This window comes from Microbacterium sp. NPDC028030, assembly GCF_040637855.1.
Classification (GTDB): domain Bacteria; phylum Actinomycetota; class Actinomycetes; order Actinomycetales; family Microbacteriaceae; genus Microbacterium.
On sequence record NZ_JBEZXF010000002.1, the window covers coordinates 1,125,961 to 1,150,856 of the forward strand.

The following is a 24,896-nucleotide window of genomic DNA, read 5'->3' on the forward strand; positions in this document are numbered from 1 at the left end:
CGCTGAAGGACTCTTGCGAACTCTCGCGATACTTCCGTTTCTTCTTCGCCCAGGAGGCCGCCCATGTCTGCCGTCGATACCGGCTCCCTCTCGACGACCCCCGCTCCGGCAGGAGGCGAGATCCCCCGCAAGGACATGCGCGTGATCTGGCTGCTGCTCGTCGCCGCCTTCGTCGCCATCCTCAACGAGACCACGATGGGGATCGCGATCCCGCATCTGAACGCCGACCTCGGCATCCCGCCGGAGCTCGGGCAGTGGCTGACCAGCGCGTTCATGCTCACCATGGCCGTCGTGATCCCGACCACCGGCTTCATCCTGCAGCGCTTCACGACGCGACAGGTGTTCATCGCCGCGATGATCGCGTTCTCGCTGGGGACGCTCGTCGCCCTCGTCGCGCCGGGCTTCGGTGTGCTGCTGGTCGGCCGCGTGATCCAGGCCGCCGGTACCGGCATCATGATGCCGCTGCTGATGACCACGATCATGAACGTCGTCCCGCCGCAGTCCCGCGGCCGCATGATGGGCCGCGTCGGACTCGTCATCTCGCTGGCACCTGCCCTCGGCCCGACCATCGCCGGCGCGGTGCTCGAGACGCTGAACTGGCGCGCGCTGTTCGCGATCATCCTCCCCATCGCGCTCATCTCCCTCTTCATGGGCGTGAAGTGGATGACGAACCTCGGCGAGACGCGCGTCGCCCCGCTCGACGTCCTCTCCATCCCTCTCGCGGCACTGGGCTTCGGCGGCATCGTGTTCGGCCTCAGCCAGTTCGGCGGCGAGGGAGGATCGGGCGAGACCGCCGGCATCATCGCCCTGGTCGTCGGCGCCATCTCGCTCGCGCTGTTCGTCTGGCGTCAGCTCGTCCTTCAGCGCGTCGACGACGCCCTGCTCGACCTGCGTGTGTTCCGCTCGATCAACTTCACGTTCGCGGTGGTCATCATGACCATCCTGGCGCTGTCGATGTTCGGCACGCTGACCCTGCTCCCGCAGTACCTGCAGAACGTCGCAGGACTCAACCCGCTGGAGTCGGGTCTGATCCTTCTCCCCGGCTCCGTGCTCATGGGTCTGCTCGGTCCGGTGATGGGGCGCCTGTACGACGCTCGCGGCACGCGCCCGCTGCTGATCCCCGGCACGATCCTTGTGTCTGCAGCGCTGTTCTTCTACTCCACGGTCGGCGAGCACACGGTCTGGTGGGTGCTGATCATCGTGCAGGCGGCCATGTCGGTCGGACTCGCGATGTCGTTCGCTCCCCTGTTCTCCGCATCGCTCGGTTCGCTGCAGCGCTCGCTGTACTCGCACGGTTCCGCCGTGTTGAACACGCTGCAGCAGGTCGGCGGCGCAGCCGGCGTCGCCCTGCTCACGGTCACCTACTCCGCGATCCTGCACGCGGGTGAAGACGAAGGGCTGTCGCAGGCCGTGGCGGGGGCGCCGGGGGCGCGCACGGCCTTCCTCATCGCGGCGATCATCTCGCTTGCCGCGGTGGCGCTGAGCCCGTTCGTCCGCAAGCCCGCCGACGACGCTGGCGAAGGCTTCCACGGCGGTCACTGACCGCGCAGAGTTCGCAGAAGACGGCGTCTGCCGCTACTCCGCCTTCGGGGCGGGGAAGTGGCAGACGCCGTTGCTGCAGTAGCCTGCGGCGTCGCCCTCGAGCAGGTTCAGGGCGTCAGGCAGCGGCTGCAGCCCGACGGGCGCGTCCTGCTGCACGGAGTCCTGCTGCGTCTTCTTCATCCCTCGATCGTACGCCTGCGCAGAGGCGGCGGCGCCGGACCGCCTGTCGGCGGATCGACAGCCGTTCTCCCCTACGGTTGATCCATGCTCAAACGAACCCTCGCCCGCGTGTTCTGGGCGTTCAGCAGATGGACGCTCGCGAGTGAGGCGGCACCGACGCGACCCACGGTGCTGGTCGGCGCCCCGCACACGTCGAACTGGGACTTCATCCTGATGCTCGCCATCGCCTGGCGGCTCGACATCGACGTGCACTGGCTCGGCAAGAAGAGCCTCTTCCATGGATGGCGAGGTCCGATCATGCGCAGGCTCGGGGGCATCCCTGTCGATCGCGCAGATCCCGCTCGTGTGGTGAAGGACGTCGTCGGACAGGTGCATGCCGGCACCGTCTTCGGGCTCGTCGTCACCCCGGACGGCACTCGCGGCGGCAACGAGTACTGGAAGTCGGGCTTCTACCGGATCGCTCGCGAGACGGGCATGCCGGTGACTCTGGGGTTCGTCGACCGCACGACGATGACGAGCGGCCTCGGTCCCACCCTCGACCTGACGGGTGACGTCGCGGCCGACATGGACCGCATCCGCGCCTTCTACGCCGACAAGGCCGGGGTGCGCCCCGAGCGCCGCACCGAGCCGCGCCTGCGCGAGGAGACCCCGTCGGAGAGGCCACCCGCAGGAGCCTGAGTCCGCGACGACCGAGATGCGCGCGGTCAGCCCGACTTCCCCGCATGCGATCGCGCGTAAGCGACGTCGTCTTCGGTGAGGGACTCGACCATCCCGACCACGGCGCCGGTGATGATCCGGATCTCCTCCCGCACGGCCTCGTCGAGGTGGGGTGAATCGCTGCGGAGCACGTCCTCGCGTGCGTCATCCGACAGCTCGGACCACCATTCCCTGAGCGGTGGAAGCGTCATCGGCTACCTCCTTTCGATCCATCGTCGCAAGACGCTGGACATCATCCGAGAAACGGCACGACACTGTGTCCATGGCTTCGGAAGGACCGCGCGACGAGCGCGACATGGACGACCGCATCGACGGTCGCGACGAGACGGCGAACGAACGGGCGGACCGCAACTGGGACGAACTCCTGCAGGAGTTGCGGGTCATGCAGACCGGAACGCAGATCCTCACCGGTTTCCTCCTGGCTGTGGCCTTTCAACCGCGGTTCACCGACATGGACGCTCTTCAGCGCGACATGTACGTCGTCCTCGTCGCCCTCGCCGCCGTGGCCACCATCCTCGCCCTCGCCCCCGTCGGTATGCACCGTGCGCTGTTCGGACACCGTCGCAAGCCCGATCTCGTGCGCATCGCGGCCCGGATCGTCAGGATCGACCTCGTGGTGATCGGAGCCTTGACCGTCGGCGTGACGACCCTGATCGTCGACTTCACAGTCGGCCGCACCGCGGGGATCATCGCGCTCATCGCGGCCCTGATCCTCGTGGTGTCGTTGTGGGTGGCGCTGCCCCGCCTGATGCGCGGCAGGCGTCTCGCCCGCGGGGACGGATCGAGCGGATCACGCCCCCGCGGATGAGAAGGCTCAGCGACCTGCGGGGCTCCGGTTCTCGGCGCTCACCATCCAGGCGAACTGCTCGAGCCGCTCGATGATCGCGTGCAGGAGATCCGCCGAGGTGGGGTCTTCCTCGTCGACGGCATCGTGCACGTCTCGCACGGTCCCCACAGCCGCCTCCAGGCGCGCCGTGACCAGGTCGATGGTCTCCGTGGTCGACACCTCGCCGGCGGGGAACTCCGGAAGAGAGCTCGTCTTCGCGATCGTCGCGCTGCGACCGTCGGGCACGGCGTGCAGCGCCCGCATACGTTCCGCGATCGTGTCGCTGAACGCGCGAGCGTCGTCAATGATCTCGTCGAGCTGACGGTGCGTGTCGCGGAAGTTGCGACCCACGACGTTCCAGTGCGCCTGCTTGCCCTGGATCGCGAGATCCAACAGGTCGACGAGCACCGACTGCAGGTTGCTCGCGAGAGTGGAAGAGGCGGTGAAGCCCTTCTCCGCGTTCTGCTGCCTGGTCGTCTTGACCGCGCCCTTCGACGCATTGCCGCTCTTCTTGGTGGTCTTGCTCTCAGCCATGGTGTGTCCTCCTGCGCACGACGCTAACCCCCGCCCTTCGACGGATCGAGGGGGTTGACACCACGCACGGCACCCTCGAGTGTGACACAGGATCAGAAAGGCGCAGACGTGACGGACGACCAGAGCAGAGACTCCTCGGAGATCGTGATCTCCCCCCTCAGCGATGCCGACGCCGGCGAAGTGCTGACCGTGCAGCGTGCGGCCTTCGTGTCGGAGGCGAAGATCTACGGAAGCGTGGACATGCCGCCGTTGACGCAGACGCTCACCGAACTCCAGGCCGAACTCCGCTCGGAGTCCGGCTTGGCGGCACGGATCGATGGGCGCCTGGTGGGAGCGATCCGTTTCGTCGAGAAGGACGACATGCTCCTCATCGGACGGATCGCGATCGCCCCGGATGTGCAGGGCGAGGGCGTCGGTCGCATGCTGCTCGAGAGCGCGGAGAAGTCGTCCACGGCGCGAGTCGCCGAACTGTTCACCGGAAGTCTGAGCGAAGCGAACATCCGCCTGTACGAGCGATGCGGCTACGTGGAGCACGAGCGGGTGCCGGACGGCGACGGGACCGAGCAGGTCTTTCTCCGCAAGCAGCTGCGAGCAGGGTAAGAGCCTCCTCCGAATCCGCGCAAGGGGGTTGAGCGGGTCGCCCAGGTCGGGCATCGTGGCCCGGACATGTCGCAACCGCGGCATGCCCCAACCGGAAGGAGAGTCTCGTGCTCACCCTCACCGACAACGCCTCCGCCATCGTGACGACCCTCGTGAGTCGCCAGACCGACGCACCGGATGCCGGCCTGCGCATCCACTCGACCGCACCCCAGGACGCGGAGGGCGGTGCGCGCCTCGCCGTGCTCGTCGCCGCTGATCCGGAGCCCCAGGATCAGGTGGTCGAGGTCTCCGGCACACGTCTCTTCCTCGACGAGTCCGCGGTCGCCGCGCTCGACGACAAGATCCTCGACGCGGGTGTGGACGACGAAGGATCCGTGTCGTTCGCGGTCCTGCCGCAGGTCGCCTGACCGAAGGATTCCGGATGCCGCGGCCGATTCGGTCGCGGCATCCGTGCGTCCGCGCATCACGATTCCGAGACGACGTCGCGCCGCACCTCCGGCACCGTGACAGTGCCCCTAGCATCTGACCATGCGACGTTCTCTCCCTTCGGCCCTGGCTCTCGCGGTCTCGGCGCTCCTGCTGCTCGGTTGTGCTCCGACCTCGCCCGCGACTCCTACCCCGACGACAGAACCTCCCCGGGCGACCGCGTCGTCCTCGCCCACTCCGACACCTGACGTGGACCCGCAGATGGTGGTGTCGCTCGACGGGATCACAGTGACCGACGCATCCGGCACGAGCAGCGCCGACTACGACGACCCCACGGGGCTCCTCGCGTTGATCGAGAAGACGACCGGAGAGCTTCCCGAGCCCGAAACCGTCGAGATCTTCCCCGGACAGCCCTCGACCCTGCAACGCTTCGACTGGGAAGGTCTCTCGGTTCTCGCGGACAGTAAGCGCGATAGTCCCGCCTCCCTCACCGTCACTGCCGCAGACATCAGCGGGATTCCGGTGAGCACGCCTGAGGGTCTCCGCGTCGGCTCGACCAGGACGGAGCTCGTCGACGCCGGTGCGTGGGCGCTGGTCCCCGAACAGGACGCGGCGACCGCGACCGACCTCGGTCTGGGAGGTCAGGAGGTGCCGGGCACACAGTCGCTGACGCACCCGGGGTCCGTCGGCATCCTCTTCACGCTCTTCGTCCTCGAGGGCGACACGGTGATGCGCATCCTGGTTCCGGCGAACGACTTCAGCGACCTCTGAGCCGCGATCGCACCGCGTACCCTGGAGCGTGCCCGAACTCCGGGCGCACCGTCGAAGGGCCACCGTGAAGATCTCTCTGCTCCGCCGTTTCGTCGTCCTCGCCGACGAACGGCATTTTCCTCGGGCGGCGGAGAAGCTCGGCATCCCCCTAGGGTCGTTGTACACCTCGATCGACAAGCTCGAGGCGGAGGTGGGGCATCCGCTCGTGCACAGAGACGGTCAGACGCGTCTGACCCACGTCGGCGAACTCTTCCTCGAGGAGGCGAGGGCCGAGGTCGCCGCGGCTCCCGAACCGGTGAAGAGCGCTCCTGCCCCTCGCGGTGGCAAGGCGAAGGCATCGAAGGGCAAGGGCCGCGCGCCGGCGGTGAAGGGGCAGCCGAAGCCGTACAAGAAGCGGCAGGGCCGCTAGCGCCTCAGTCCCAGTCGAGGTACTCCTCGATCACGACCGCCGTCTCGATCGGGTGCGTCATCGGGAACAGGTGCGCTCCCCCGTCGATGCTCTTCACACTCGCCCGCTCCGGTGCCGTCGACTGCAGACGCTCGCCGTTGACGAAGGGGGTGTCCGCGTCTTCGGTGCCCTGGATGATCAGGACCGGCATCACGGGGGCGAGCGGGGTGTCGTCGTCTTCGACCCCGAGCAGCGCCAGACCGTTCACGCGGTCGGCGTGGGCGACGGCGAATGCGCGTGCGATCGTGCCGCCGAAGCCGTGGCCGCCGATCCAGGTGTCGCCGAGGCCGACGTGGTCGATCACCGCGAGCACATCCTCGACACGGTCTGCCACCGACGCGTTCTGACCATCGGCGCGGTGGCCGATCCGCACGACGTGGAACCCGGCCTCCTCGGCGAGATAGTGCGCCACGACGCCGAGGACATCGGCTGCCACGTCGCGCTCCTGGATCAGCACGAGCTTGACGGGCCCGTCGCCCTCGTCGACGAAGGGGATCGCGCGGCCTTCGGGCTCGAAGATCTGGGTCTCGGTCATCGGCGTCAATCTCCTCGTGCCGTCGGTGTCAGGTGCGCAGGCGGACGTCCACGGCGGGCGTCGGCGACCGGACCGCGGCTCGAGCCGCCAGGTTCCAGCGTATCCCGCGCGCGGGCCGGCCGCTCACGACGACGGCACGTCGGGCGTCTGCTGGTGCAGGACGAGTCTGCGGTCAGGGAGACGATATGTCGAGGCGAGCACGGCACTGTACGCCGTCTCTCCGCGCTCGCCTGTGAAGCGATAGACGACGGAGGCGAAGCCCGCGCTCTCGATCAGACGAGGGGCCTCCAGCACGACCGAGTCCCACCCGGAGGAGGCGTCCATCGCTGCGACGCATTCCCCCTTGCCGAGGACCGCACCGGGGACGATCACGAGCGCGTCGTCCGCCAGGACATCCCGGTAGACGTCACCGCGTCCGCCCGCGAGGCGATGCTCGATCTGCATCAGTTCTTCGAGAAGGGTCATGCCTCCACCCGACACGATCCACGCCGCGAGATCAAGGGGGATCGCTCGACGCGCTGCCGCCGAGCGGAGACCGGCGAGACATCAGAGCTCTGCGACCTGCCCCGCCTCGACGCGCCAGTGACGATCGGTCTTCACGGTCGCGAGCATCCGCCGATCGTGCGTCACCAGCAGCAGGGTGCCCTCGTACGATTCGAGGGCCCGCTCGAGCTGCTCGATCGCGGGCAGGTCGAGATGGTTGGTCGGCTCATCCAGCACGAGGAGGTTGATGCCGCGCGCCTGAAGCAGCGCCAGTCCTGCGCGGGTGCGCTCACCGGGCGAGAGCTCATCGACGGCACGGGTCACGTGGTCGGCCCTGAGCCCGAACTTCGCGAGGAGGGTGCGGACCTCGGCGGACGCCATCTCCGGCACGAGGTCCTCGAAGGCCACCGCGAGCGGCTGAGAACCCGCGAGCAGCGCTCTGGCCTGATCGATCTCGCCGATCTGCACGCTCGCGCCGAGACTGGCCGTCCCCGCATCCGGAGTCTGCCGCTCCAGCAACCCCCGGAGCAGGGTCGACTTCCCGGCGCCGTTCGGGCCGGTGATGCCGATCCGCTCCCCCGCGTTGACCTGGAGCGACACAGGCCCGAGCTGGAACAGGCCCTGACGGAACACCGCCGAGCTCAGGGTCGAGACGACCGAGCTGGACCGCGGAGCGGAGCCGATCGTGAACTCGAGCTGCCACTCCTTGCGCGGCTCCTCCACTTCGTCGAGCCGCGCGATCCTGCTCTCCATCTGACGCACCTTCTGCGCCTGCTTCTCGCTGGACTCGGCCGATGCCTTGCGCTTGATCTTGTCGTTGTCCGGCGACTTCCTCATGGCGTTGCGGACACCTTGGCTCGACCATTCGCGCTGCGTGCGAGCTCGCGCCACAAGGTCGGCTTTCTTGTCGGCGAACTCCTCGTACTTCTCGCGCTGGTGTCGACGAACCGTGGCCCGTTCCTCCAGGTAGGCGTCATAGCCGCCGCCGAACACCCGGTTGCTCCCCTGCGCGAGATCGAGCTCCAGCACCCTGGTCACGCACCGCGCGAGGAACTCACGGTCATGGCTCACGACGACCACGCCGCCCCGGAGCCCGCGGACGAAGGCCTCGAGCCGCTCGATGCCGTCGAGGTCGAGGTCGTTGGTGGGCTCATCCAGCAGCGCGATGTCGAACCGGGACAGCAGCAGTGCCGCAAGGCCGACGCGTGCCGCCTGTCCCCCGGACAAAGAGGTCATCATAGCCGCGGCAGGGTCTTCGCCGAGGTCGAGTCCGAGATCGGCGAGCACGACCGGAAGCCGTTCGTCGAGGTCGGCGGCACCGCTGGCCAGCCACCGCTCGAGCGCGGACGAATAGGTGTTGGCGGGATCCGTTCCCGGGGGCGCCAGCGAAGGATCACCGAGAGCGGCGGCTGCGGAGTCCATGTCTCTGGTCGCAGCCGCGCAGCCGGTGCGCCGGGCGATGTAGTCGACGACGCTTTCGCCGGCGATGCGCTCATGCTCCTGAGGCAGCCAGCCGACGAACGCGTCAGCGGGAGCGAGCCTGATCGTACCTGCCTGTGGTTCGTCGACGCCGGCCAGCAGTCTCAGCAGCGTCGACTTCCCCGCGCCGTTCGCACCGACGAGGCCGACGACGTCGCCGGCCGTGACCGTCAGGTCCAGAGAGTCGAACAGGGTGCGGTGGCCGTACCCGCCTGCCAGCCCCTGGGCCACGAGTGTTGCGGTCATCCCTCAATCCTCTCAGCCGCGCGGCGTCTCGCCGTCCTGCGTGCCGGCGCGAGGCATCGACGGGACTGCGCTGGATCGCGGATTCGGTGCTACGAACCCCTCGGGTCACGCAAGGCGGTCATCGCCTCCATCAGGGTGTCGTGGATGTAGGCGAGTTCGGGCGAGACCTCACCCCACCCGCCTTCGGCGCCGTCGGCCGCCCAGTCGCCGTCATCTCCCTCGGCGTCCCACTGCGCTTCGCCGTGCTGCCAGACCCACCACAGGTTGGCGCTCGCATCCTGCACGCGTGCGAACTGCGTGCCGAAGAAGTCGGTCGGCTTCGTGACCAGACGCGCCCCGCGCGCAAGAGCCCGCTCGATCACTGCATCGAGGTCACCGACGTAGACCTGGAGCAGGCTCGGGGTGAACGGCCAATCGGGCTTGCGCTCGGCGAGCATGACAGTGGTCGTGCCGACACGCACTTCGGCCTGCAGCAACAGCCCATCCTCGTCGACAGTCCTGGCCTCGACGCGTTCCTCACCGTCGAAAACCTCGATCACGAACCTGGTCAGCTCTTCGGCATTCGTCGTGATGATGAACGGGTTGACGGTGGCATAACCCTCTGGGGCCGCGGGTGCTGACATCTCTTACTCCTGTCCTAGTGATGGCTGTGATTCCGTCAGTCCATCACCGGTGGAGGCGACCGTCTTGAACGTTTCCGCCATCATCGGCCGGACAGGACCTGCGCCGGCGTCTGGCCGTGCAACGCCCGTAACGATCGGGTCAGGTGGGCCTGATCCGCGAATCCGCACCGCGCGGCGCTGTCGCTCGGCGACACGCCCTGCAACAGCAGCGCGAATGCGTCACGAGCTCGGCTGAGTTGATCGATCTGCTTGCGCGTGAGACCAGTCGCGGCACGGACCCGGCGCTGCCGATGCCGCTCCGAATACGCCGCATCCTCGCCCTCGAGCATCCGGCGCACGTCCTCGTCGCAGCGCAGGATATCGAGGCGCAACAGCTCATCCGTGAAGGCCTCGAGGTCGGCGAACTCCGGGAACGGCACGGCATGTCCGGCGAGCGTGACATGCCCGTCGTCAACGACGACCCGCTGCTCCCCGCCGAGCAGGAGCTGCTTACTCACCCCGGGCAGGACGACGTGCGCCTTCAGCTGAACCCCCCAGCTGTGCTCTCCGATCGTCGAGCGGATCAACCGGTACCCCAGAGTCGGACCCGACAGCCCCGCGAGCATCTCTCCATCCGGTTCGCGGGTGAACCAGAGGTCCCAGTACTCAACTGCCGGAACGAGGTAACGCTCGTCTTTCGTTGCCCGCGCTTGCCACACGCACTGGATCACCGACGAATCGGGATGGCGCTCTTCGTACATGCGCCCCATCGTGGCATGTCCGGGCCGGCGACGAGGCCGGTTGTCGAAACGGAGCTCGTGCGGCGTTGAAAGAAGTCCGGAACCGGACGGCGGCTGAGCGCGGACCACCTGCACGGCGTCAGAGAGTCCCGATGCTGAACCCACCGGAGAAGAGCACGGCCCCGAGGCCCACGATGGCGAGACCGATCAGGAGCACGTAGGCGAGGATGCGCACACCGGCAGCCAGCGGGCGCCCGACAGCGGGGAAGGCGATCAGGACGACGGCGGGGATCAGCATCAGGCCTCCGAACAGGAGAGCCGGTGCGACCCGGACATCGGGGGCAGGGCACGGATTCGCCAGGGCGCACAGCGTGGGGATCCCCTGCGCCATCCACAGGAGCAGCCAGGTGAGGAGCAGGATCGCGGGCGCGAGAAGGACATCCCGATACTCGCGACGAGGAACATCAGCGTCTTCCACGTGGTCAGTATGTCAGCGCCGCGATCCTGATGGGCGAAGTCACGTGCCCCCAGCGCGGACAACCCGATGGCAGCCTCGATCAGACGAGCGAGCGCGAAGTACCGCGACGCACATCCGCGTTCGAGCGATCAGTTGTCGACGCGGAACTCCACAGCGCGCCGGTCCGCCCGCGTGTTCGGAGCACTGATGACCAGGAATCGGACATCTCCGCTTCCCGGATTGAAGAACCTGTGGGCGAGCCGGGCCTGAACGTGCAGCCCTTCCCCCGCTGTCAGCTGTCGTGCGCCCGCTTCCGTCTGCATCTCCGCGTGGCCTTCGAGGACGTAGAAGAATTGATCGGCGGTGTCGTGAACATGCCACTCCTCGCCTGCGCCCGCGGGCACGCGCTCCTCGATGACGGACAGGCCCTCGTCGTCGAGCAGACGCCACCCGTCGGAGACCCCGCCCCACACGTAGTGCTCCGCGTTGTCGCGACTGACCGCGCCGCGGAGATCCTCGCTCACTTGGAGCCGCTGGAGGTGTTCCCGATCCGGAACTCCACCACGTCGCCGTCCTGCATGACGTAGTCCTTGCCCTCGAGGCGGGCCTTGCCCTTGGCGCGGGCCTCGACGACGGATCCCGTCGCGACGAGGTCGTCGAACGAGACGATCTCGGCCTTGATGAAGCCCTTCTCGAAGTCGGTGTGGATCACGCCCGCGGCCTGGGGAGCCTTGGCGCCCTGGGGGATCGTCCAGGCACGCGCTTCCTTCGGCCCGGCCGTGAGGTAGGTCTGCAGTCCGAGTGTGTCGAAGCCGATACGGGCGAGTTGGTCGAGGCCCGACTCGTCCTGCCCTGTCGATGCGAGCAGCTCGGCGGCATCCTCCGGGTCGAGGTCGATAAGCTCCGACTCGATTTTCGCGTCGAGGAAGATGGCCTTCGCCGGGGCGACGAGCGCGGCGAGTTCCGCCTTGCGGGAGTCGTCGGTCAGCACTGACTCATCGACGTTGAAGACGAAGATCACGGGCTTCGCGGTCAGGAGTCCCAGCTCGCGGATGGGCGTCAGGTCGATGCCGGCGACCGAGAGCAGCACGCCCCGCTCGAGAGCATCCTTCGCCGCGTTCGCGGTCTCGAGCACGACAGGCTCGATCTTCTTCCCGCGCACTTCCTTCTCGTACCGGGCGATCGCCTTGTCGACGGTCTCCAGGTCGGCGAGCATGAGCTCCGCGTTGATCGTCTCCATGTCGGATGCGGGGTTGACCGCACCGTCGACGTGGACCACGTCGTCGTCGGCGAAACCCCGCACGACCTGCGCGATGGCATCGGCCTCACGGATGTTCGCGAGGAACTTGTTGCCGAGCCCCTCGCCCTCGCTGGCACCGCGCACGATGCCGGCGATGTCGACGAACGACACGGCTGCGGGGAGGATCCGCTCACTGCCGAAGATCTCGGCCAGCTTCTCCAGCCGCGGGTCGGGGAGGTTCACCACACCGACGTTGGGCTCGATCGTCGCGAACGGATAGTTCGCCGCGAGCACGTCGTTCTTGGTGAGAGCGTTGAAGAGGGTGGACTTGCCGACGTTGGGCAGGCCGACGATGCCGATAGTGAGAGCCACGGGGCACGAGTCTACCTGGCCGGAGCTGCGCGGCCCTGCGGAACGCTGTGCGTGCTGGCAGCCGCGCGTCAGTCGCGCACGGCGCGGAACGCCCTGGTCACGTAGGGCAGGTCGACCGTGCCGTCGTCGTCCAGGCCGATCTCGTCGAACAGCTCGTCCATCTCCCGCCTGATCCGCGCCTTCTCCGTATCGGATGCCGTGATCACGTAGCTGCGCGACGAGGCCATGCGATGGAGGTGATCGCGGGTGATGGGGCGCACCCACTCCCACGACCGCTCCTCGAGCTCGCCGAACGGGGCGGCGACCTCGGGACCGCCGTCCGCGAGCATGATCTCGGCATTGCTGCCGTGCATGATCTCGGTCAGGCGACGCACCCAGTCGATGCGGTCGTCGCGAATGTTCCAGATCAGCCCCAGCACTCCCCCGCTGCGCACCACGCGGCCCACCTCGCGGGAGCCGGCGATCGGCTCGACCCAGTGCCAGGCCTGCCCGAGCACCACGGCGTCGAGGCTCGCAGGCGGAAGCGGGAGCGATTCCGCCGTCCCGGTGAACGTCGGCACGCCCGGCACTGCTCCGCGAAGCGTCGCGAGCATCTGCGGATCCGGGTCGATCGCGACGACCTCCGCTTCCGGCGCCGCGGCGAGGACTCGCGTGAGCTTGCCGGTCCCGGCTCCGACGTCGGCGATACGGCGCGAGTCGCTCGGCATCCGCTCCAGCATCCATGCCACCGCGTCGAACGGGTACTCGGGTCTGCCGACCTCATAGTCGCCCGCCTGCGCACCGAACGACGTCGCCATGTCATCAGCCATGCCGCCAGCCTACGGCGAGTCTGCCGCCCGCTCGCGGACGACGGAGGGAGAGTGGAGACGTGCCACTGGACTTCACTGCGATCGACTTCGAGACCGCGAACTCCAGCCCCGCCTCCGCCTGTTCCGTGGGACTCGTCCGGGTGCGCGGCGGCGAGGTCGTCGCGATGACCGGATGGCTGATCCAGCCTCCGCCCGGACACGACGAGTTCCAGGAGTGGAACGTGCGGATCCACGGGATCCAGCCGGAGGACGTGTCGACAGCCGCCACGTGGGTCGAACAGTTCGACCGATTGTGCGCCTTCGCCGGAGCCGACGTCCTCGTCGCCCACAACGCGGGCTTCGACCTCAACGTCCTGCGCCGCGCCTCCGAGGCCACCGGACAGATCTGCCCGCCGTATCGCTCGCTGTGCAGCCTCCAGGTCGCCCGCAAGACCTACGAACTCGACTCCTACCGCCTGCCCAGCGCCGCTGCCGCGGCCGGGTTCGCCGAGTTCTCCCACCACGATGCCCTGGCCGACGCACGGGCCTGCGCGCAGATCGTCATCGACGCGGCGTCCAGGGCCGGAGCAGCCGACGTGTTCGCTCTCGCCGACGCTCTGAGCCTACGCGTGACCGCCCCCGTGGCGCCCGCAGCGGTCGCACCTGCCCTGGAGCGCGCGGTCGCCTGACCCCGCTCCGCTCGCAGCGCGCCGACCTCCGAATGTCGGACGCCGGTCCCATCATGAACACATGGATGCACTCGTTCTCGTTCTCGCGGTCGTCGCACTCGCGTCGGGCGTCGCCCTGGGGTGGTTCCTGCGCGCAGCGCGCGGAGCCGCAGAGCTCGCGCGCACTCAGGCCGAGCTGGCGGCGGCGCGCGACGACCGTGACCGGCAGTACGACCTCTATCGCGATGCGGTCGAGCACGCGCGAAACGAGCAGCGCGCCGAAGCGCAGCGTGTGCAGCAGCAGAACGCCGTACTGACGGCCCTCGCTCCCGTGCGGGAGAGCCTGCAGGAGATGCAGAGCAAGGTCACCGCGATCGAGCGGGAGCGGCATGCCCAGTTCGGCACGCTCGAGGAGCAGCTGCGACGCGCACAGGAATCGGACGAGGCGCTTCGCGCGACCACGGAGTCGCTCGCGGGGGCGCTGCGATCGACAGCCACCCGCGGCGTGTGGGGCGAGACGCAGCTGCGACGAGTGGTCGAAGCCGCCGGCCTGACACGACACGTCGACTTCGACCTGCAGTCGACGATCTCGTCGGATCGCGGACAAGGTCGCCCCGACATGGTCGTGCGCCTCGCGGGCGGCAGTTCGATCGCCGTCGATGCGAAGGTCCCGCTCGACGCCTATCTCGAGGCATCTGCACTCCCCGCCGCCGATGTTCACGAGCCGCAGCGACGCGCTCTCCTGCAGAGGCACGTCAAGGCGGTCCGTGCGCACGTCGACGCACTGGGGAAGAAGGCGTACTGGGCGGGGCTGGAGGCGAGCCCCGAGTTCGTGATCTGCTTCCTGCCGAGTGAGTCGCTGCTCGCAGCCGCGATCGACGAAGACCCGACACTTCTCGACTACGCGTTCAGCAAGCGGGTCGCCCTCGCTTCCCCCGTGAATCTGTGGGCCGTGCTGAAGACGGTCGCCTTCACCTGGACGCAACAGGAGGTGTCGACCGAAGCCCGCACGCTGCTCGCCCTCGGCACGCAGCTGTACGACCGGCTGGGCACCCTCGCCGGCCACGCCGACGATCTGCGGCGTGCACTGGAGCGCACGGTCGACAGCTACAACCGGTTCGCCGGTTCGTTGGAGACGCGGGTGCTCGTGACCGCCCGGCAGTTCCCGGGCATCGATGCCTCGGCGCTGTCGAGTGCGTCGCCCGCCACAGCGGGAACCGGCCGGCGGTTCACCGCGCCCGAGCTGATCGGCGATGAGCAGCCACACGACGACACGATCGATGAAGCCGCCCTCACGACACCGGAACCGGTCCGCGCAGACGTGGGCGAGGTGCGCAGGCGCCTCGACGAGGTCTAGAACTCGAGGATCAGGCGATTCCGGGCACGCCGCTGAGCAGCAGGATCACAAGACCGCTGGTGGCGAGGAACGCTCCGATCATCCACCAGGCACTGATCTCGTGGCCCTCGTCGCGGCGGACGCGGAACAGCACATCTGCGCGACGTGCCGGGTCGGCGATCGCGGTGGGGGGAGTCGTCACCGGCGGAGTGTTCGCCGCGCCGGCCTCGGCGTCGGCGCTCACCCGGAGAATGCGTCCCGTGTTCGTCGTGATGATCTTCGTCGCGGCGGCCTTCGAACCGCTCGTGTGCTGCGTTGTCATCCGTTCGCCCTCCTGTGCCTGCGGTGCCTGACGGCTCCGTCGACGGCGACAAACCCAGTGACAATTGTGACACGATGCTCCGAAAAGCGTGGATCACGCCACTCCGCGCCGATACCGGCTCGGTAACGATGACGCACCGCACCGCCGCGGTCAGGGCGATTCAGAATGAGCGCGAGAGCTCAGAGCCACTTCGAGACGAGGTGCTCCGAAGCGATACGACGAAGCGTCCCCGACGCACCGCGGAGCACGACGCTCTCGGTGTACACGTAGCCGCGCTCACGGCGGACGCCGGCGACGAGCTGACCGTCGGTCACACCTGTCGCGACGAAGATCGTGTTGTTCCCCTGGACCAGGTCGTCAGCCTCGTAGACCTTGTCCATGTCGAGCCCGGCGTCGATGCCGCGCTGACGCTCATCGTCGTCACGCGGCCAGAGGCGTCCCTGGATGTGTCCGCCGAGCGCCTTGATGGCGCAGGCCGTGACGATGCCCTCGGGGCTGCCGCCGACGCCGACGCACATGTCGGTGCGCGCATCGTGGCGTGCGGCGTTGATCCCGCCGGCGACGTCGCCGTCGCTCATGAGACGGGTGCCTGCGCCCGCGTCGCGGATCTCCTGGATCAGCTGCTCGTGACGCGGTCGGTTCAGGACGGACACGACGATCTCGTCGACAGGCTTGTCGAGGGCGCCCGCGAGCTTGCGGATGTTCTCGCCGATGGGGAGGCGGATGTCGACGACGCCGACGCCCGCAGGGCCCGTCACGAGCTTGTCCATGTAGAAGACGCTCGAGGCGTCGAGCATGGTGCCGCGATCCGATACCGCGATCACCGAGAGAGCGTTCTGCCGACCGGCAGCTGTGAGGGAAGTGCCGTCGATCGGGTCCACCGCGATGTCGCACAGGGGTCCGCGCCCCGTGCCGACGATCTCGCCGTTGAAGAGCATCGGGGCATTGTCCTTCTCGCCCTCGCCGATCACGACGCGTCCCTGGAAGTCGACCGTGCCGAGGAACGCACGCATCGCGTCGACGGCCGCGCCGTCCGCGGCTTCCTTCGCACCGCGCCCGATGAAGGGGACCGCACGGATCGCCGCCGCTTCTGTTGACCGCACCAACTCCATCGCGAGGTTGCGGTCGGGACGAAGCGGGCTCAGATCAGCAGTCAGACTCACCATGCGGTCAGCCTACCGATCGTTGCGCGCGAACCACCGCGTTTTCGGTGTCGGCAAGACGAAGGAATCGCGATTCTTAACACCCGCGCAGAAGCACCAGCGCGTCGACGTGATCCGCCCCGCGGTATCGCATCGCGCGCCCCGATAGAGTGGCTCCTGTCCCGGCTTCCCTATCGCAGGAGTTCTCATGCCCGTCGCCACCCCGGATCAGTACGCCGAAATGCTCGACCGCGCGAAGGCCGGCGGCTTCGCGTATCCCGCTTTCAACGTCTCGAGCTCGCAGACGATCAACTCCGTCCTCCAGGGACTGACCGAGGCCGGCTCCGACGGCATCATCCAGGTCACCACGGGTGGCGCCGACTACTTCGCCGGGCACACCGTCAAGGCGCGCGCGACCGGCGCGCTCGCGTTCGCGCGCTACGCGACCGAGGTCGCCAAGAACTACCCCGTCACGGTGGCACTGCACACCGACCACTGCCCGAAGGACGCCCTCGCCGGCTTCGTCGAGCCGCTGATCGCTGCTTCGGAAGAAGAGGTCAAGGCTGGTCGCAACCCGATCTTCCAGTCCCACATGTGGGACGGCTCGGCCGTTCCCCTCGCGGAGAACATCGAGATCGCCAAGGATCTGCTCCCCCGTATGAAGAACATCAACGCCATCCTCGAGGTCGAGATCGGCGTCGTCGGCGGCGAGGAGGACGGCGTCCAGCACGAGGGCTCGAACGAGGCGCTCTACACGACCTTCGCCGATGTCGACCAGGCCGTGCAGGCTCTGGGTCTCGGAGAGCAGGGTCGCTACATCGCCGCGCTCACCTTCGGCAACGTACACGGCGTGTACAAGCCGGGCGGCGTGAAGCTCCGCCCGGAGCTCCTCGGCGAGATCCAGAAGGAGGTCGCCGCGAAGTACAACACGGGCCCGAAGCCGCTCGACCTCGTCTTCCACGGCGGCTCCGGTTCGACCGACGAGGAGATCGCGCTCGCGGTCGCCAACGGCGTGATCAAGATGAACATCGACACCGACACGCAGTACGCGTACACCCGCGCGATCGCCGACTACATGTTCAAGAACTACGACGGCGTTCTCAAGGTGGACGGCGAGGTCGGCAACAAGAAGCAGTACGACCCGCGCGCCTGGGGCAAGATCGCCGAGTCGGCGATGGCCGCCCGTGTCGTCGAGTCGACCCGTCAGCTCGGCTCCTACGGCCAGTCGAAGAGCTGACCGACGGAACCACCAGAAGGGGCCCGGCTTCATGCCGGGCCCCTTCTGCGTTCTCCGACGAGTCCGCCCCGACGGGCGACCTCGCCGCGGATCAGCGCGTGGTCATCTGCTCCAGGTAGGCGATGAACGCCGGATCGCTCATCATCGGCACCGAGATGCAGATCGTCACGAAGATCATGGTCGCGAACGCGCCGACGATCGGCAGCCACCACGTGATGCGACCGCGGCGCAGCCGCCGGATCGACAGCGCAGCGGTGATCGACCAACCGACAGCGAGCACCACCGCGGCGATGGCCCCCCAGGTCCTCCCCTGCGCGAAGTTCGTGAACTCACCCTCGATGCCGAGGATCGTCATGGTCTGGTTCAGCACCGTCGGCAGGTCCAGGTACGACAGCCCGGTGATGACGATGTTCACCAGGCCGTAGGCGAGCAGCGCGAGCGTCACGAGACGGTCGACCGGGTGTGGACGCCCGGATGAGGCCGTCGCTCCCTCCGACGTGATGACGGCGGGGGCGGCAGGAGGCGCGGCCGGCGCGACGGCGACCTCGTCGAGGGGCGGCAGGCCCGCGGCCCGCCGTTGTTCCTCGGGAGTCGCGAGTTCGCCGTACTGGGGCCGCTGATCGGTCATCCCGCCATGCTAATCGCACCGGCTCAGGACGACTCACAGCAGCGGTTGGGTGAGAAGCAGGCGGAAAACGATAGCGGCCCCGGAGAAGTGGGGACTCCTCGGGGCCGCGGACGTGAAGCGCTGGGGACGCTTCTCATCCAGATTGACCACGGGCGCTGGGGACGCCTGGGGTGATCAGTAGCGTTCATGTTTGCCGCTACTCTCCCGATCATAGGAAAACGCATGCCAGAGCACCAGGGCCGCATCTTCAGATAGTGAACTCTCCGCCCTCTGCGCCGGTGTCGAGGGAATCGGCGCCCAACTGCAGCGAGAGCCGCTGCGCCGCACGCTGCAGCGTCGACACGAGGCGACGATCGACCACCGCGCGATCGGCAGGCAACGAGATCGCGAGCGAAGCGGTGACACCCGGGGCGATCACGGGGACCGCGACGCACGTCGCACCGACGGCGTATTCCTCGTGATCGACGGCCCATCCCGGCGAGTGCTCGAGCTGCGTCAACAGCGTCCTGCGATCGCTGATGGTGCGCGGTGTGAGCTCCTCGAGGCGGTGCCGGGAGAGGTAGTCGAGACGTTGATCGTCCGGCAGATCTGCGAGGATCTGCTTTCCCAGGGCCGTCGCATGGGCGCTGGACTGCAGGCCGACCCACAGCTCGACCCTGGGGTTGCGGACCGCGTCGACGATGTCCACCAGGTGCATCTCGCCGTCGTCGAAACGCGAGAGGTACGCGGTCGCGCCGAGATCCTCCGTGACGTCGCGCAGAGCCGAGCGCACCCTGGCGAGGAACACTCCCCGCGAGTCCAGCTGGGTCTGGAACGAGGGGAACCGGGAGCCGAGCACCAGTCCGTCCGGCTCGGCACTCAGATACCCCTCGTGGATGAGGGTGCGCACGAGGTTGTACGTCGTTCCCGGCGTCAGCCCCGTGATCGCCGCCAGCATCTTGGCCGGAAGCGGGCGAGGCGAATTGGCGACGATGTCGACCAGCCGCAGCGCGCGCTGCACCGACCCGATGAGGGTCGGCTCCGCTTCCGCGGCGCTCAACGCTACGCGCCTCCTCCAGTGGCACGACCGCCGAGTGCACGGTCGTCGCGCTGACCGGAAGCATCGTGACGAAGTTCCTTCGGGAGCGAGAACATGAGGTCCTCTTCCGCGGTCTTCACCTCTTCGACGTCTCGGTATCCGGCGTCGCCGATCGCATCGAGCACCTCGCGCACGAGGACCTCCGGCACCGACGCGCCGCTGGTGACGCCGATGGTCTCGACGCCGTCGAGCCACTCCTGCTGGATCTCCTCCGCGTAGTCGACGCGGTATGCGGCCTTCGCGCCGTACTCGAGGGCGACCTCGACCAGGCGCACGCTGTTGGAGGAGTTCGACGAGCCGACGACGATCACGAGGTCGGCACCGGCTGCGACCTTCTTGATCGCGACCTGACGGTTCTGCGTGGCGTAGCAGATGTCATCGGACGGCGGGTTGTGCAGCTCGGGGAAGCGCGTGCGCAGACGATTGACCGTCTCCATCGTCTCGTCCACGGAGAGCGTGGTCTGCGAGAGCCACACGACCTTGGTGGGGTCCTTCACGACCACCGTGTCGGCCTCGGCCGGAGAGTTCACCACCGTCACATGGTCGGGCGCCTCGCCGGCGGTTCCTTCGACCTCCTCGTGCCCGTCATGGCCGATGAGCAGGATCTCGAAGTCGTCCCGCGCGAAGCGCACGGCCTCGCGATGCACCTTGGTGACCAGCGGGCACGTGGCGTCGATCGCATGGAGTCCGCGGTCGGATGCCGCGTTCACGACGGCGGGAGAGACACCGTGTGCGCTGAACACGACATGCGCACCCTCCGGCACCTCGTCGACCTCCTCGACGAAGATCGCCCCCTTCGCCTCGAGCTCGGTGACCACGTGGATGTTGTGCACGATCTGCTTGCGCACGTACACGGGCGCTCCGTAGCGCTCGAGAGCCTTCTCGACGGCGACCACAGCGCGGTCGACACCGGCGCAATAGCCGCGCGGTGCGGCGAGCAGAACCCGCTTGCGTCCGACCACCGGGTTATCCTGAAGCCGCCCGGCCGCCGCACGTACACGTGGGAGCCGCGGGATGGGGAGATGAACAGCAGTCGAAGTCACCCCTGAATTCTACCGCCGCACAGCTGTGCGAGGCCGGGGAGACTCCGGGCAGGAACGGGAGCGGATGACAGTCTTCGAAGCGACGACGGGACACGGCGAGACGCCGCCGGCCGATTCGGTCGCCCCGCGCGACTCCACCGCGGACGCCCCCACCTCGGTCACCCGACTCAACGCGACCATCCGCGACTTCATCGCGCGCTGGAACACCGTGTGGGTCGAGGGCGAGATCACGTCATGGAACGTGCGCGCCGGCAACGTGTTCGCGCGGCTGAAAGACACCCGCTCCGATGCGCAGATCTCGATCCGGGTGTGGTCGAGCGTGCGCGGGCGCATCCCGTCAGACATCGGCATCGGCGATCATGTCGTCGTCGCCGTCAAGGCCGATTACTTCGTCAAGGCCGGCGACTTCAGCTTCGCCGTCTCCGCCATGAAGCACGTGGGTCTCGGCGATCAGCTCGAGCGTCTCGAGAGACTCCGGGTGCAGCTGCGCCAGGAGGGCCTCTTCGACCCGGCTCGCAAGTCTCGTCTCCCGTTCCTCCCGCACGTCATCGGACTGGTCACCGGCGAGCGGTCGGACGCCGAGAAGGACGTGCATCGCAATGCCGAGCTGCGGTGGCCGCAGGTCCGCTTCCGGACCGAGTACGCCGCCGTACAGGGCGATCGGTGCGTACCCGACACTCTCGCGGCACTCGCCAAGCTCGATGCGGACCCCGACGTCGACGTCATCATCATCGCCAGAGGTGGCGGCGACCCGCAGACGCTCCTCGGGTTCAGCGACGAACGCCTCGTTCGGGCGGTGGCCGCGGCCTCCACCCCCGTCGTCAGCGCGATCGGACACGAGAACGATCACCCGCTGCTCGACGACGCGGCCGATCTGCGCGCCTCGACCCCGACCGATGCGGCGAAGCGCGTCGTGCCCGATGTCGGAGAACAGCGGGCGCTCATCGCCCAGCTGCGCTCCCGTGCGACGACGCGCCTCACCCAGCGCCTGACGCACGACATCGCACAGCTCGAGCAGCTGCGCTCGCGTCCCGTCCTGCGCTCACCCGATCCGCTCATCGACGGTCGCGCCCAGGAGCTGTGGCTGCAGCTCTCGCGCGGACGGGATGCCGTGACCAGGCAGCTCGACGCGGCCGGTCGCCGTACGAGCGAATTGCGCGCGTCGTTGCGCGCCCTCTCCCCCGCCGCGACGCTCGCCCGCGGGTACGCGATCGCGCACCTCGAGGGGGGCGTGATCCTCCGCGACGCCGCCGATGCACCAGCCGGCAGCGCCCTCACGATCACGGTCGATCGCGGCTCGGTGGCTGCCCGTTCCGAAGGTGAGATCCCCGAGTCCGCCTGAGCAGGACCGCCACGACGCACGACGTAAGATGGAGGAGTGAGCGCCCTGAACGACACCCCTGTGGACACGCTGTCGTTCGAGGCAGCACGAGACGAGCTCGTGAAGGTCGTCGCCGAGCTCGAACAGGGCTCCCCCACCCTCGAGCACTCGCTCGCGCTCTGGGAGCGAGGCGAAGCACTGGCCGCCCGATGCGAGGAGTGGCTCCTCGGGGCGAAGCGCCGCCTCGATGCCGCCAGAGCCGCCGCATCCGACACCGAGACGCCGGGCGCGCAGTCATGAGCAAGCAGAACACCAGCGCGCCCATCGTCGCCGAGCTCGGTCGCCCCGAGACACCGGACGAGACCGCCGCGCGCAAGGCCGCCTCCAGCAAGGCCTACCGCTCGAGTCAGACCTTTCGGAACCTCATCGCCGCCCTGCTGGTCACCGTCGCCGTGGTCGCCGTCATCATCTTCGCCGTGCCGCGCGGAGAACCGGTCGAGGCCAAACCGGTCGACGTGGCCGGCATCGCAGAAGGCGTCGAATCCACCATGGACAGCCCCGTCCTCATCCCCGAGCTGGGTGACTTCTGGCGCGCGAACTCCGCGAAGCTGCTCAGCGGCGCCACGGTCGTCTGGGAGGTCACCCTCGCCCCCGCAGCTCAGGACGAACGCGGTTTCATCAAGGTCGCCCAGGCGTTCGACGCCGACGCGTCCTGGGCACCACAGCGGCTGAACGGCATCGCCCCTACCGACACCGTGCGCATCGGCGGACTCGAATGGGACGTCTTCGAGCCGAGCAACGCCGACTCGAACGCGAACGTCTCCTACGCCATCGGCACGCAGGCGGGCGACGACTACATCCTGCTCTACGGTTCCCGCTCCGCCGACTCCACGGCCGAACTCGCCGAATCCCTCGTCCCGCAGATCCGTGCCATCTCGGAGGCCTCATGACCCATCCCCTGACCCCGTCCGCGGCCTGGCAGCAGATGCAGGACGGGAACCGCCGCTTCGTCGCGGACGAGCCGCAGCACCCGAACCAGAACGTCGCCAGACGCAAGGACCTCACCGCTGCCCAGCATCCGGTGGCCACGCTCTTCGGGTGCTCCGACTCGCGCCTCGCCGCCGAGATCATCTTCGACCTCGGACTCGGCGACCTGTTCGTCGTCCGCAACGCGGGTCAGGTCATGGGCGAGTCGATCGTCGCGAGCCTGGAGTACGCGGTCGCCGTCCTGGAGGTGCCGCTGATCGTCGTGCTCGCGCACGACTCCTGCGGTGCGGTCCGCGCCGCCATCGACGGCACCGCGATCGACGCGGCCCCCCTCCCCCCGCACATCTGGAAGCTGATCGCGCCGATCGTTCCCGCCGCCCGGAAGGTGCTGGCCGAGAACGGCGGTACGACCGTCGCCGACATCGACGCGGAGCTGGTCGGCATCGAGCATCTGCGCAACACCGTTCGCGATCTGCTGCAGTCGTCCGAGATCATCAGCAACGCCGTCGCCGAGGGTCGCCTGGGCATCGTCGGAGCGAACTACCGTCTGGCCGAGGGCGCTGCCGTGCCCGTGATCACGGTCGGCATCGACACCGAGGGGCAGGACCCCGTGACCAAGGAGGGTTCGGAATGACCGAGACCGAGTACCGCATCGAGCACGACACCATGGGCGAGGTGCGGGTGCCCGTCAACGCGCTCTACGGGGCGCAGACGCAGCGCGCCGTGGAGAACTTCCCGATCTCGGGCACGGGGCTCGAGTCGACGCAGATCGCTGCGCTCGCTCGCATCAAGAAGGCCGCAGCCCTCGCGAACAAGGAGCTCGGCACGCTCGACGCAGCCATCGCTGACGCCATCGCGCAGGCCGCCGACCAGGTCGCTTCCGGTGCGCACGACGGCGAGTTCCCCGTCGACACCTACCAGACCGGTTCCGGCACCTCCTCGAACATGAACATGAACGAGGTGCTGGCGACACTCGCGACGCGCATCCTCGGCGCGACTGTGCACCCCAACGACCACGTGAACGCCTCGCAGTCGTCGAACGACGTGTTCCCCACCTCGGTGCACATCGCGGTCACGCAGGCACTCATCGACACGCTCATCCCGGCCCTCGACCACCTCGCGGTCGCCCTCGAGGCGAAGGCGGAGCTCTGGAAGGACGCGGTCAAGTCCGGTCGCACGCACCTCATGGACGCGACGCCCGTGACCCTCGGCCAGGAGTTCGGCGGCTACGCCCGTCAGATCCGCCTGGGCATCGAGCGCGTGCAGTCGGCTCTCCCCCGCGTGGCCGAGGTTCCGCTGGGCGGCACCGCCACCGGCACCGGGATCAACACGCCGCTCGGCTTCCCGCAGAAGGTCATCGCGCTGCTCGCGGCCGAGACCGAGCTGCCCATCACCGAGGCGAAGGATCACTTCGAGGCGCAGGCGAACCGCGACGGTCTGGTCGAGGCGTCCGGCGCGCTGCGCACCATCGCGGTGTCGCTGACCAAGATCAACAACGACCTCCGCTGGATGGGCTCCGGCCCCAACACGGGCCTCGGCGAGCTGCACATCCCCGACCTGCAGCCCGGCTCCTCGATCATGCCGGGCAAGGTCAACCCGGTCGTCCCCGAGGCGGTGCTCATGGTGTGCGCCCGCGTGATCGGCAACGACGCGACGGTCGCCTGGGCCGGAGCATCCGGTTCCTTCGAGCTGAACGTCGCGATCCCGGTGATGGGCACGGCGGTGCTCGAGTCGATCCGCCTGCTCTCCAACGCCTCGCGCGTGCTCGCCGACAAGACGATCGACGGCCTGCAGGCCAACGTCGAGCGGGCCGCGGCTTTCGCCGGCATGAGCCCGTCGATCGTGACGCCGCTGAACAAGCTCATCGGCTACGAGGCCGCGGCGAAGATCGCCAAGCACGCCGTCGCGAAGGGCATCACGGTGCGCGACGCCGTGATCGACCTCGGCTACGTCGAGCGCGGCGACCTCACGCTCGAGCAGCTCGACGAGAAGCTCGACCTGCTGTCGATGACCCACCCGGGCTGAGCACCGGACATCGCCGGATGCCGCGGGGACTCGCTCCTCGCGGCATCCGTCGTTTCCCCTGGTCCCCGCCCCACGGTGATCGTGCTCAACGGCTCCGGAGGAGGGATCAACGAGGCCCGCGCT

At 68.3% G+C, this 24,896-nt stretch carries 32 protein-coding genes; 15 read left to right on the forward strand and 17 right to left on the reverse strand.

The window, feature by feature from the left end:
* Positions 1 to 63 precede the first annotated feature (63 nt).
* Positions 64 to 1,542: a DHA2 family efflux MFS transporter permease subunit gene (locus AB0E56_RS14350; protein WP_359799964.1), complete on the forward strand. Its 1,479-nt coding sequence runs from the start codon at positions 64 to 66 to the stop codon at positions 1,540 to 1,542.
* 33 nt (positions 1,543 to 1,575) lie between these two features.
* On the opposite strand, the gene AB0E56_RS14355 is transcribed toward AB0E56_RS14350, so the two are convergent.
* Positions 1,576 to 1,722 (reverse strand): hypothetical protein, encoded by a 147-nt coding sequence (locus AB0E56_RS14355; protein ID WP_359799966.1) that lies wholly within the window; start codon positions 1,720 to 1,722, stop codon positions 1,576 to 1,578.
* Between the two features lie 84 nt (positions 1,723 to 1,806).
* On the opposite strand from AB0E56_RS14355, the gene AB0E56_RS14360 reads away from it, so the two are divergent.
* Positions 1,807 to 2,400, forward strand: coding sequence for a 1-acyl-sn-glycerol-3-phosphate acyltransferase (locus AB0E56_RS14360; protein WP_359799969.1), 594 nt, complete (start codon positions 1,807 to 1,809; stop codon positions 2,398 to 2,400).
* Positions 2,401 to 2,426: 26 nt separating this feature from the next.
* On the opposite strand, the gene AB0E56_RS14365 is transcribed toward AB0E56_RS14360, so the two are convergent.
* The gene (locus AB0E56_RS14365) at positions 2,427 to 2,630 is read right to left on the reverse strand and encodes a hypothetical protein (RefSeq protein WP_359799972.1); all 204 of its coding nucleotides are present in this window, start codon (positions 2,628 to 2,630) and stop codon (positions 2,427 to 2,429) included.
* A gap of 71 nt (positions 2,631 to 2,701) precedes the next feature.
* On the opposite strand from AB0E56_RS14365, the gene AB0E56_RS14370 reads away from it, so the two are divergent.
* Positions 2,702 to 3,247 carry a DUF6328 family protein gene (locus tag AB0E56_RS14370; RefSeq protein ID WP_359799973.1) on the forward strand — a complete coding sequence of 182 codons (546 nt, stop codon included), beginning with the start codon at positions 2,702 to 2,704 and terminating at the stop codon, positions 3,245 to 3,247.
* Positions 3,248 to 3,253: 6 nt separating this feature from the next.
* Here the strand turns inward: AB0E56_RS14370 and AB0E56_RS14375 are convergent, their stop codons facing one another.
* A complete protein-coding gene (locus AB0E56_RS14375) occupies positions 3,254 to 3,799 on the reverse strand; it encodes a DNA starvation/stationary phase protection protein (protein ID WP_359799974.1) in 546 nt (181 codons plus the stop codon).
* A 108-nt stretch (positions 3,800 to 3,907) separates the two neighbouring features.
* Here AB0E56_RS14375 and AB0E56_RS14380 point away from each other — a divergent pair, with 108 nt between their 5' ends.
* The 4 genes from AB0E56_RS14380 to AB0E56_RS14395 all read left to right on the forward strand — a co-directional run bounded on the left by AB0E56_RS14380 (position 3,908) and on the right by AB0E56_RS14395 (position 6,005).
* The gene (locus tag AB0E56_RS14380) at positions 3,908 to 4,399 is read left to right on the forward strand and encodes a GNAT family N-acetyltransferase (RefSeq protein ID WP_359799976.1); all 492 of its coding nucleotides are present in this window, start codon (positions 3,908 to 3,910) and stop codon (positions 4,397 to 4,399) included.
* A gap of 107 nt (positions 4,400 to 4,506) precedes the next feature.
* Positions 4,507 to 4,806, forward strand: coding sequence for a Fe-S cluster assembly protein HesB (locus AB0E56_RS14385; protein WP_359799978.1), 300 nt, complete (start codon positions 4,507 to 4,509; stop codon positions 4,804 to 4,806).
* 121 nt (positions 4,807 to 4,927) lie between these two features.
* Positions 4,928 to 5,596 (forward strand): hypothetical protein, encoded by a 669-nt coding sequence (locus AB0E56_RS14390; RefSeq protein WP_359799979.1) that lies wholly within the window; start codon positions 4,928 to 4,930, stop codon positions 5,594 to 5,596.
* Positions 5,597 to 5,660: 64 nt separating this feature from the next.
* On the forward strand, positions 5,661 to 6,005 hold the full coding sequence (locus AB0E56_RS14395; protein WP_359799981.1) for a LysR family transcriptional regulator: 345 nt from the start codon (positions 5,661 to 5,663) through the stop codon (positions 6,003 to 6,005).
* Between the two features lie 4 nt (positions 6,006 to 6,009).
* Here the strand turns inward: AB0E56_RS14395 and AB0E56_RS14400 are convergent, their stop codons facing one another.
* From AB0E56_RS14400 to AB0E56_RS14440, 9 genes are all read right to left on the reverse strand, one after another.
* Complete coding sequence (locus AB0E56_RS14400) at positions 6,010 to 6,579, reverse strand: alpha/beta hydrolase (RefSeq protein ID WP_359799984.1); 570 nt, start codon at positions 6,577 to 6,579, stop codon at positions 6,010 to 6,012.
* A 123-nt stretch (positions 6,580 to 6,702) separates the two neighbouring features.
* Complete coding sequence (locus AB0E56_RS14405) at positions 6,703 to 7,044, reverse strand: hypothetical protein (RefSeq protein WP_359799985.1); 342 nt, start codon at positions 7,042 to 7,044, stop codon at positions 6,703 to 6,705.
* A gap of 81 nt (positions 7,045 to 7,125) precedes the next feature.
* Entirely contained in the window at positions 7,126 to 8,787 is a 1,662-nt protein-coding gene (locus tag AB0E56_RS14410; protein WP_359799986.1) for an ABC-F family ATP-binding cassette domain-containing protein, read from the reverse strand.
* Positions 8,788 to 8,876: 89 nt separating this feature from the next.
* Positions 8,877 to 9,410, reverse strand: coding sequence for a VOC family protein (locus tag AB0E56_RS14415; protein ID WP_359799989.1), 534 nt, complete (start codon positions 9,408 to 9,410; stop codon positions 8,877 to 8,879).
* A gap of 80 nt (positions 9,411 to 9,490) precedes the next feature.
* Complete coding sequence (locus AB0E56_RS14420) at positions 9,491 to 10,150, reverse strand: helix-turn-helix domain-containing protein (protein ID WP_359799991.1); 660 nt, start codon at positions 10,148 to 10,150, stop codon at positions 9,491 to 9,493.
* Between the two features lie 118 nt (positions 10,151 to 10,268).
* The gene (locus AB0E56_RS14425; RefSeq protein WP_359799992.1) at positions 10,269 to 10,607 is read right to left on the reverse strand and encodes a hypothetical protein; all 339 of its coding nucleotides are present in this window, start codon (positions 10,605 to 10,607) and stop codon (positions 10,269 to 10,271) included.
* A 128-nt stretch (positions 10,608 to 10,735) separates the two neighbouring features.
* Positions 10,736 to 11,110: a cupin domain-containing protein gene (locus AB0E56_RS14430; protein WP_359799994.1), complete on the reverse strand. Its 375-nt coding sequence runs from the start codon at positions 11,108 to 11,110 to the stop codon at positions 10,736 to 10,738.
* Complete coding sequence (ychF, locus tag AB0E56_RS14435) at positions 11,107 to 12,198, reverse strand: redox-regulated ATPase YchF (protein WP_359799996.1); 1,092 nt, start codon at positions 12,196 to 12,198, stop codon at positions 11,107 to 11,109. Before ychF ends, AB0E56_RS14430 begins: the two co-directional genes overlap by 4 nt.
* A 68-nt stretch (positions 12,199 to 12,266) precedes the next feature.
* Entirely contained in the window at positions 12,267 to 13,007 is a 741-nt protein-coding gene (locus AB0E56_RS14440; protein ID WP_359799997.1) for a class I SAM-dependent methyltransferase, read from the reverse strand.
* Between the two features lie 59 nt (positions 13,008 to 13,066).
* On the opposite strand from AB0E56_RS14440, the gene AB0E56_RS14445 reads away from it, so the two are divergent.
* On the forward strand, positions 13,067 to 13,675 hold the full coding sequence (locus AB0E56_RS14445) for a 3'-5' exonuclease (RefSeq protein WP_183152281.1): 609 nt from the start codon (positions 13,067 to 13,069) through the stop codon (positions 13,673 to 13,675).
* Between the two features lie 61 nt (positions 13,676 to 13,736).
* Positions 13,737 to 15,011, forward strand: a complete 1,275-nt coding sequence (rmuC, locus tag AB0E56_RS14450) for a DNA recombination protein RmuC (protein ID WP_359799999.1) — start codon at positions 13,737 to 13,739, stop codon at positions 15,009 to 15,011.
* Positions 15,012 to 15,021: 10 nt separating this feature from the next.
* On the opposite strand, the gene AB0E56_RS14455 is transcribed toward rmuC, so the two are convergent.
* A complete protein-coding gene (locus AB0E56_RS14455) occupies positions 15,022 to 15,312 on the reverse strand; it encodes a hypothetical protein (protein ID WP_359800001.1) in 291 nt (96 codons plus the stop codon).
* Positions 15,313 to 15,491: 179 nt separating this feature from the next.
* Positions 15,492 to 16,478, reverse strand: coding sequence for a class II fructose-bisphosphatase (glpX, locus tag AB0E56_RS14460; RefSeq protein ID WP_183152278.1), 987 nt, complete (start codon positions 16,476 to 16,478; stop codon positions 15,492 to 15,494).
* A 184-nt stretch (positions 16,479 to 16,662) separates the two neighbouring features.
* Between glpX and fbaA the strand changes: the two genes are divergently transcribed.
* Positions 16,663 to 17,691, forward strand: coding sequence for a class II fructose-bisphosphate aldolase (gene fbaA / locus AB0E56_RS14465; protein ID WP_359800003.1), 1,029 nt, complete (start codon positions 16,663 to 16,665; stop codon positions 17,689 to 17,691).
* Positions 17,692 to 17,782: 91 nt separating this feature from the next.
* On the opposite strand, the gene AB0E56_RS14470 is transcribed toward fbaA, so the two are convergent.
* The 3 genes from AB0E56_RS14470 to AB0E56_RS14480 form a co-directional block, all read right to left on the reverse strand.
* Entirely contained in the window at positions 17,783 to 18,319 is a 537-nt protein-coding gene (locus tag AB0E56_RS14470; protein ID WP_359800006.1) for a DUF6264 family protein, read from the reverse strand.
* 247 nt (positions 18,320 to 18,566) lie between these two features.
* Entirely contained in the window at positions 18,567 to 19,358 is a 792-nt protein-coding gene (locus tag AB0E56_RS14475; protein ID WP_359800008.1) for an IclR family transcriptional regulator, read from the reverse strand.
* 2 nt (positions 19,359 to 19,360) lie between these two features.
* On the reverse strand, positions 19,361 to 20,440 hold the full coding sequence (locus tag AB0E56_RS14480) for a 4-hydroxy-3-methylbut-2-enyl diphosphate reductase (RefSeq protein WP_359800010.1): 1,080 nt from the start codon (positions 20,438 to 20,440) through the stop codon (positions 19,361 to 19,363).
* Between the two features lie 64 nt (positions 20,441 to 20,504).
* On the opposite strand from AB0E56_RS14480, the gene xseA reads away from it, so the two are divergent.
* From xseA to AB0E56_RS14505, 5 genes are read left to right on the forward strand one after another with little or no spacing between them, the layout of a single operon-like run.
* The gene (gene xseA / locus AB0E56_RS14485) at positions 20,505 to 21,782 is read left to right on the forward strand and encodes an exodeoxyribonuclease VII large subunit (RefSeq protein ID WP_359800012.1); all 1,278 of its coding nucleotides are present in this window, start codon (positions 20,505 to 20,507) and stop codon (positions 21,780 to 21,782) included.
* A gap of 36 nt (positions 21,783 to 21,818) precedes the next feature.
* Positions 21,819 to 22,061, forward strand: a complete 243-nt coding sequence (locus AB0E56_RS14490; protein WP_359800014.1) for an exodeoxyribonuclease VII small subunit — start codon at positions 21,819 to 21,821, stop codon at positions 22,059 to 22,061.
* Positions 22,058 to 22,711, forward strand: coding sequence for a DUF4245 family protein (locus tag AB0E56_RS14495; RefSeq protein ID WP_359800017.1), 654 nt, complete (start codon positions 22,058 to 22,060; stop codon positions 22,709 to 22,711). Before AB0E56_RS14490 ends, AB0E56_RS14495 begins: the two co-directional genes overlap by 4 nt.
* Positions 22,708 to 23,382 carry a carbonic anhydrase gene (locus AB0E56_RS14500; protein WP_359800019.1) on the forward strand — a complete coding sequence of 225 codons (675 nt, stop codon included), beginning with the start codon at positions 22,708 to 22,710 and terminating at the stop codon, positions 23,380 to 23,382. The genes AB0E56_RS14495 and AB0E56_RS14500 overlap by 4 nt, the downstream gene beginning before the upstream one ends.
* Positions 23,379 to 24,773: a class II fumarate hydratase gene (locus AB0E56_RS14505; RefSeq protein WP_359800021.1), complete on the forward strand. Its 1,395-nt coding sequence runs from the start codon at positions 23,379 to 23,381 to the stop codon at positions 24,771 to 24,773. The genes AB0E56_RS14500 and AB0E56_RS14505 overlap by 4 nt, the downstream gene beginning before the upstream one ends.
* Positions 24,774 to 24,896 lie beyond the last annotated feature (123 nt).

Bases quoted from the DNA above. Each gene is read 5' to 3' on its own strand.
- AB0E56_RS14390 (WP_359799979.1), top strand. From the start codon at position 4,928: ATGCGACGTTCTCTCCCTTCGGCCCTGGCTCTCGCGGTCTCGGCGCTC.
- AB0E56_RS14410 (WP_359799986.1), bottom strand. From the start codon at position 8,787: ATGACCGCAACACTCGTGGCCCAGGGGCTGGCAGGCGGGTACGGCCAC.
- AB0E56_RS14470 (WP_359800006.1), bottom strand. From the start codon at position 18,319: ATGACCGATCAGCGGCCCCAGTACGGCGAACTCGCGACTCCCGAGGAA.
- glpX (WP_183152278.1), bottom strand. From the start codon at position 16,478: ATGGTGAGTCTGACTGCTGATCTGAGCCCGCTTCGTCCCGACCGCAAC.
- AB0E56_RS14355 (WP_359799966.1), bottom strand. From the start codon at position 1,722: ATGAAGAAGACGCAGCAGGACTCCGTGCAGCAGGACGCGCCCGTCGGG.
- rmuC (WP_359799999.1), top strand. From the start codon at position 13,737: ATGGATGCACTCGTTCTCGTTCTCGCGGTCGTCGCACTCGCGTCGGGC.
- AB0E56_RS14455 (WP_359800001.1), bottom strand. From the start codon at position 15,312: ATGACAACGCAGCACACGAGCGGTTCGAAGGCCGCCGCGACGAAGATC.
- AB0E56_RS14505 (WP_359800021.1), top strand. From the start codon at position 23,379: ATGACCGAGACCGAGTACCGCATCGAGCACGACACCATGGGCGAGGTG.
- AB0E56_RS14365 (WP_359799972.1), bottom strand. From the start codon at position 2,630: ATGACGCTTCCACCGCTCAGGGAATGGTGGTCCGAGCTGTCGGATGAC.
- AB0E56_RS14370 (WP_359799973.1), top strand. From the start codon at position 2,702: ATGGCTTCGGAAGGACCGCGCGACGAGCGCGACATGGACGACCGCATC.
- AB0E56_RS14350 (WP_359799964.1), top strand. From the start codon at position 64: ATGTCTGCCGTCGATACCGGCTCCCTCTCGACGACCCCCGCTCCGGCA.
- AB0E56_RS14495 (WP_359800017.1), top strand. From the start codon at position 22,058: ATGAGCAAGCAGAACACCAGCGCGCCCATCGTCGCCGAGCTCGGTCGC.
- AB0E56_RS14420 (WP_359799991.1), bottom strand. From the start codon at position 10,150: ATGTACGAAGAGCGCCATCCCGATTCGTCGGTGATCCAGTGCGTGTGG.
- AB0E56_RS14440 (WP_359799997.1), bottom strand. From the start codon at position 13,007: ATGGCTGATGACATGGCGACGTCGTTCGGTGCGCAGGCGGGCGACTAT.
- AB0E56_RS14360 (WP_359799969.1), top strand. From the start codon at position 1,807: ATGCTCAAACGAACCCTCGCCCGCGTGTTCTGGGCGTTCAGCAGATGG.
- fbaA (WP_359800003.1), top strand. From the start codon at position 16,663: ATGCCCGTCGCCACCCCGGATCAGTACGCCGAAATGCTCGACCGCGCG.
- AB0E56_RS14415 (WP_359799989.1), bottom strand. From the start codon at position 9,410: ATGTCAGCACCCGCGGCCCCAGAGGGTTATGCCACCGTCAACCCGTTC.
- AB0E56_RS14375 (WP_359799974.1), bottom strand. From the start codon at position 3,799: ATGGCTGAGAGCAAGACCACCAAGAAGAGCGGCAATGCGTCGAAGGGC.
- AB0E56_RS14500 (WP_359800019.1), top strand. From the start codon at position 22,708: ATGACCCATCCCCTGACCCCGTCCGCGGCCTGGCAGCAGATGCAGGAC.
- xseA (WP_359800012.1), top strand. From the start codon at position 20,505: ATGACAGTCTTCGAAGCGACGACGGGACACGGCGAGACGCCGCCGGCC.
- AB0E56_RS14405 (WP_359799985.1), bottom strand. From the start codon at position 7,044: ATGACCCTTCTCGAAGAACTGATGCAGATCGAGCATCGCCTCGCGGGC.
- AB0E56_RS14400 (WP_359799984.1), bottom strand. From the start codon at position 6,579: ATGACCGAGACCCAGATCTTCGAGCCCGAAGGCCGCGCGATCCCCTTC.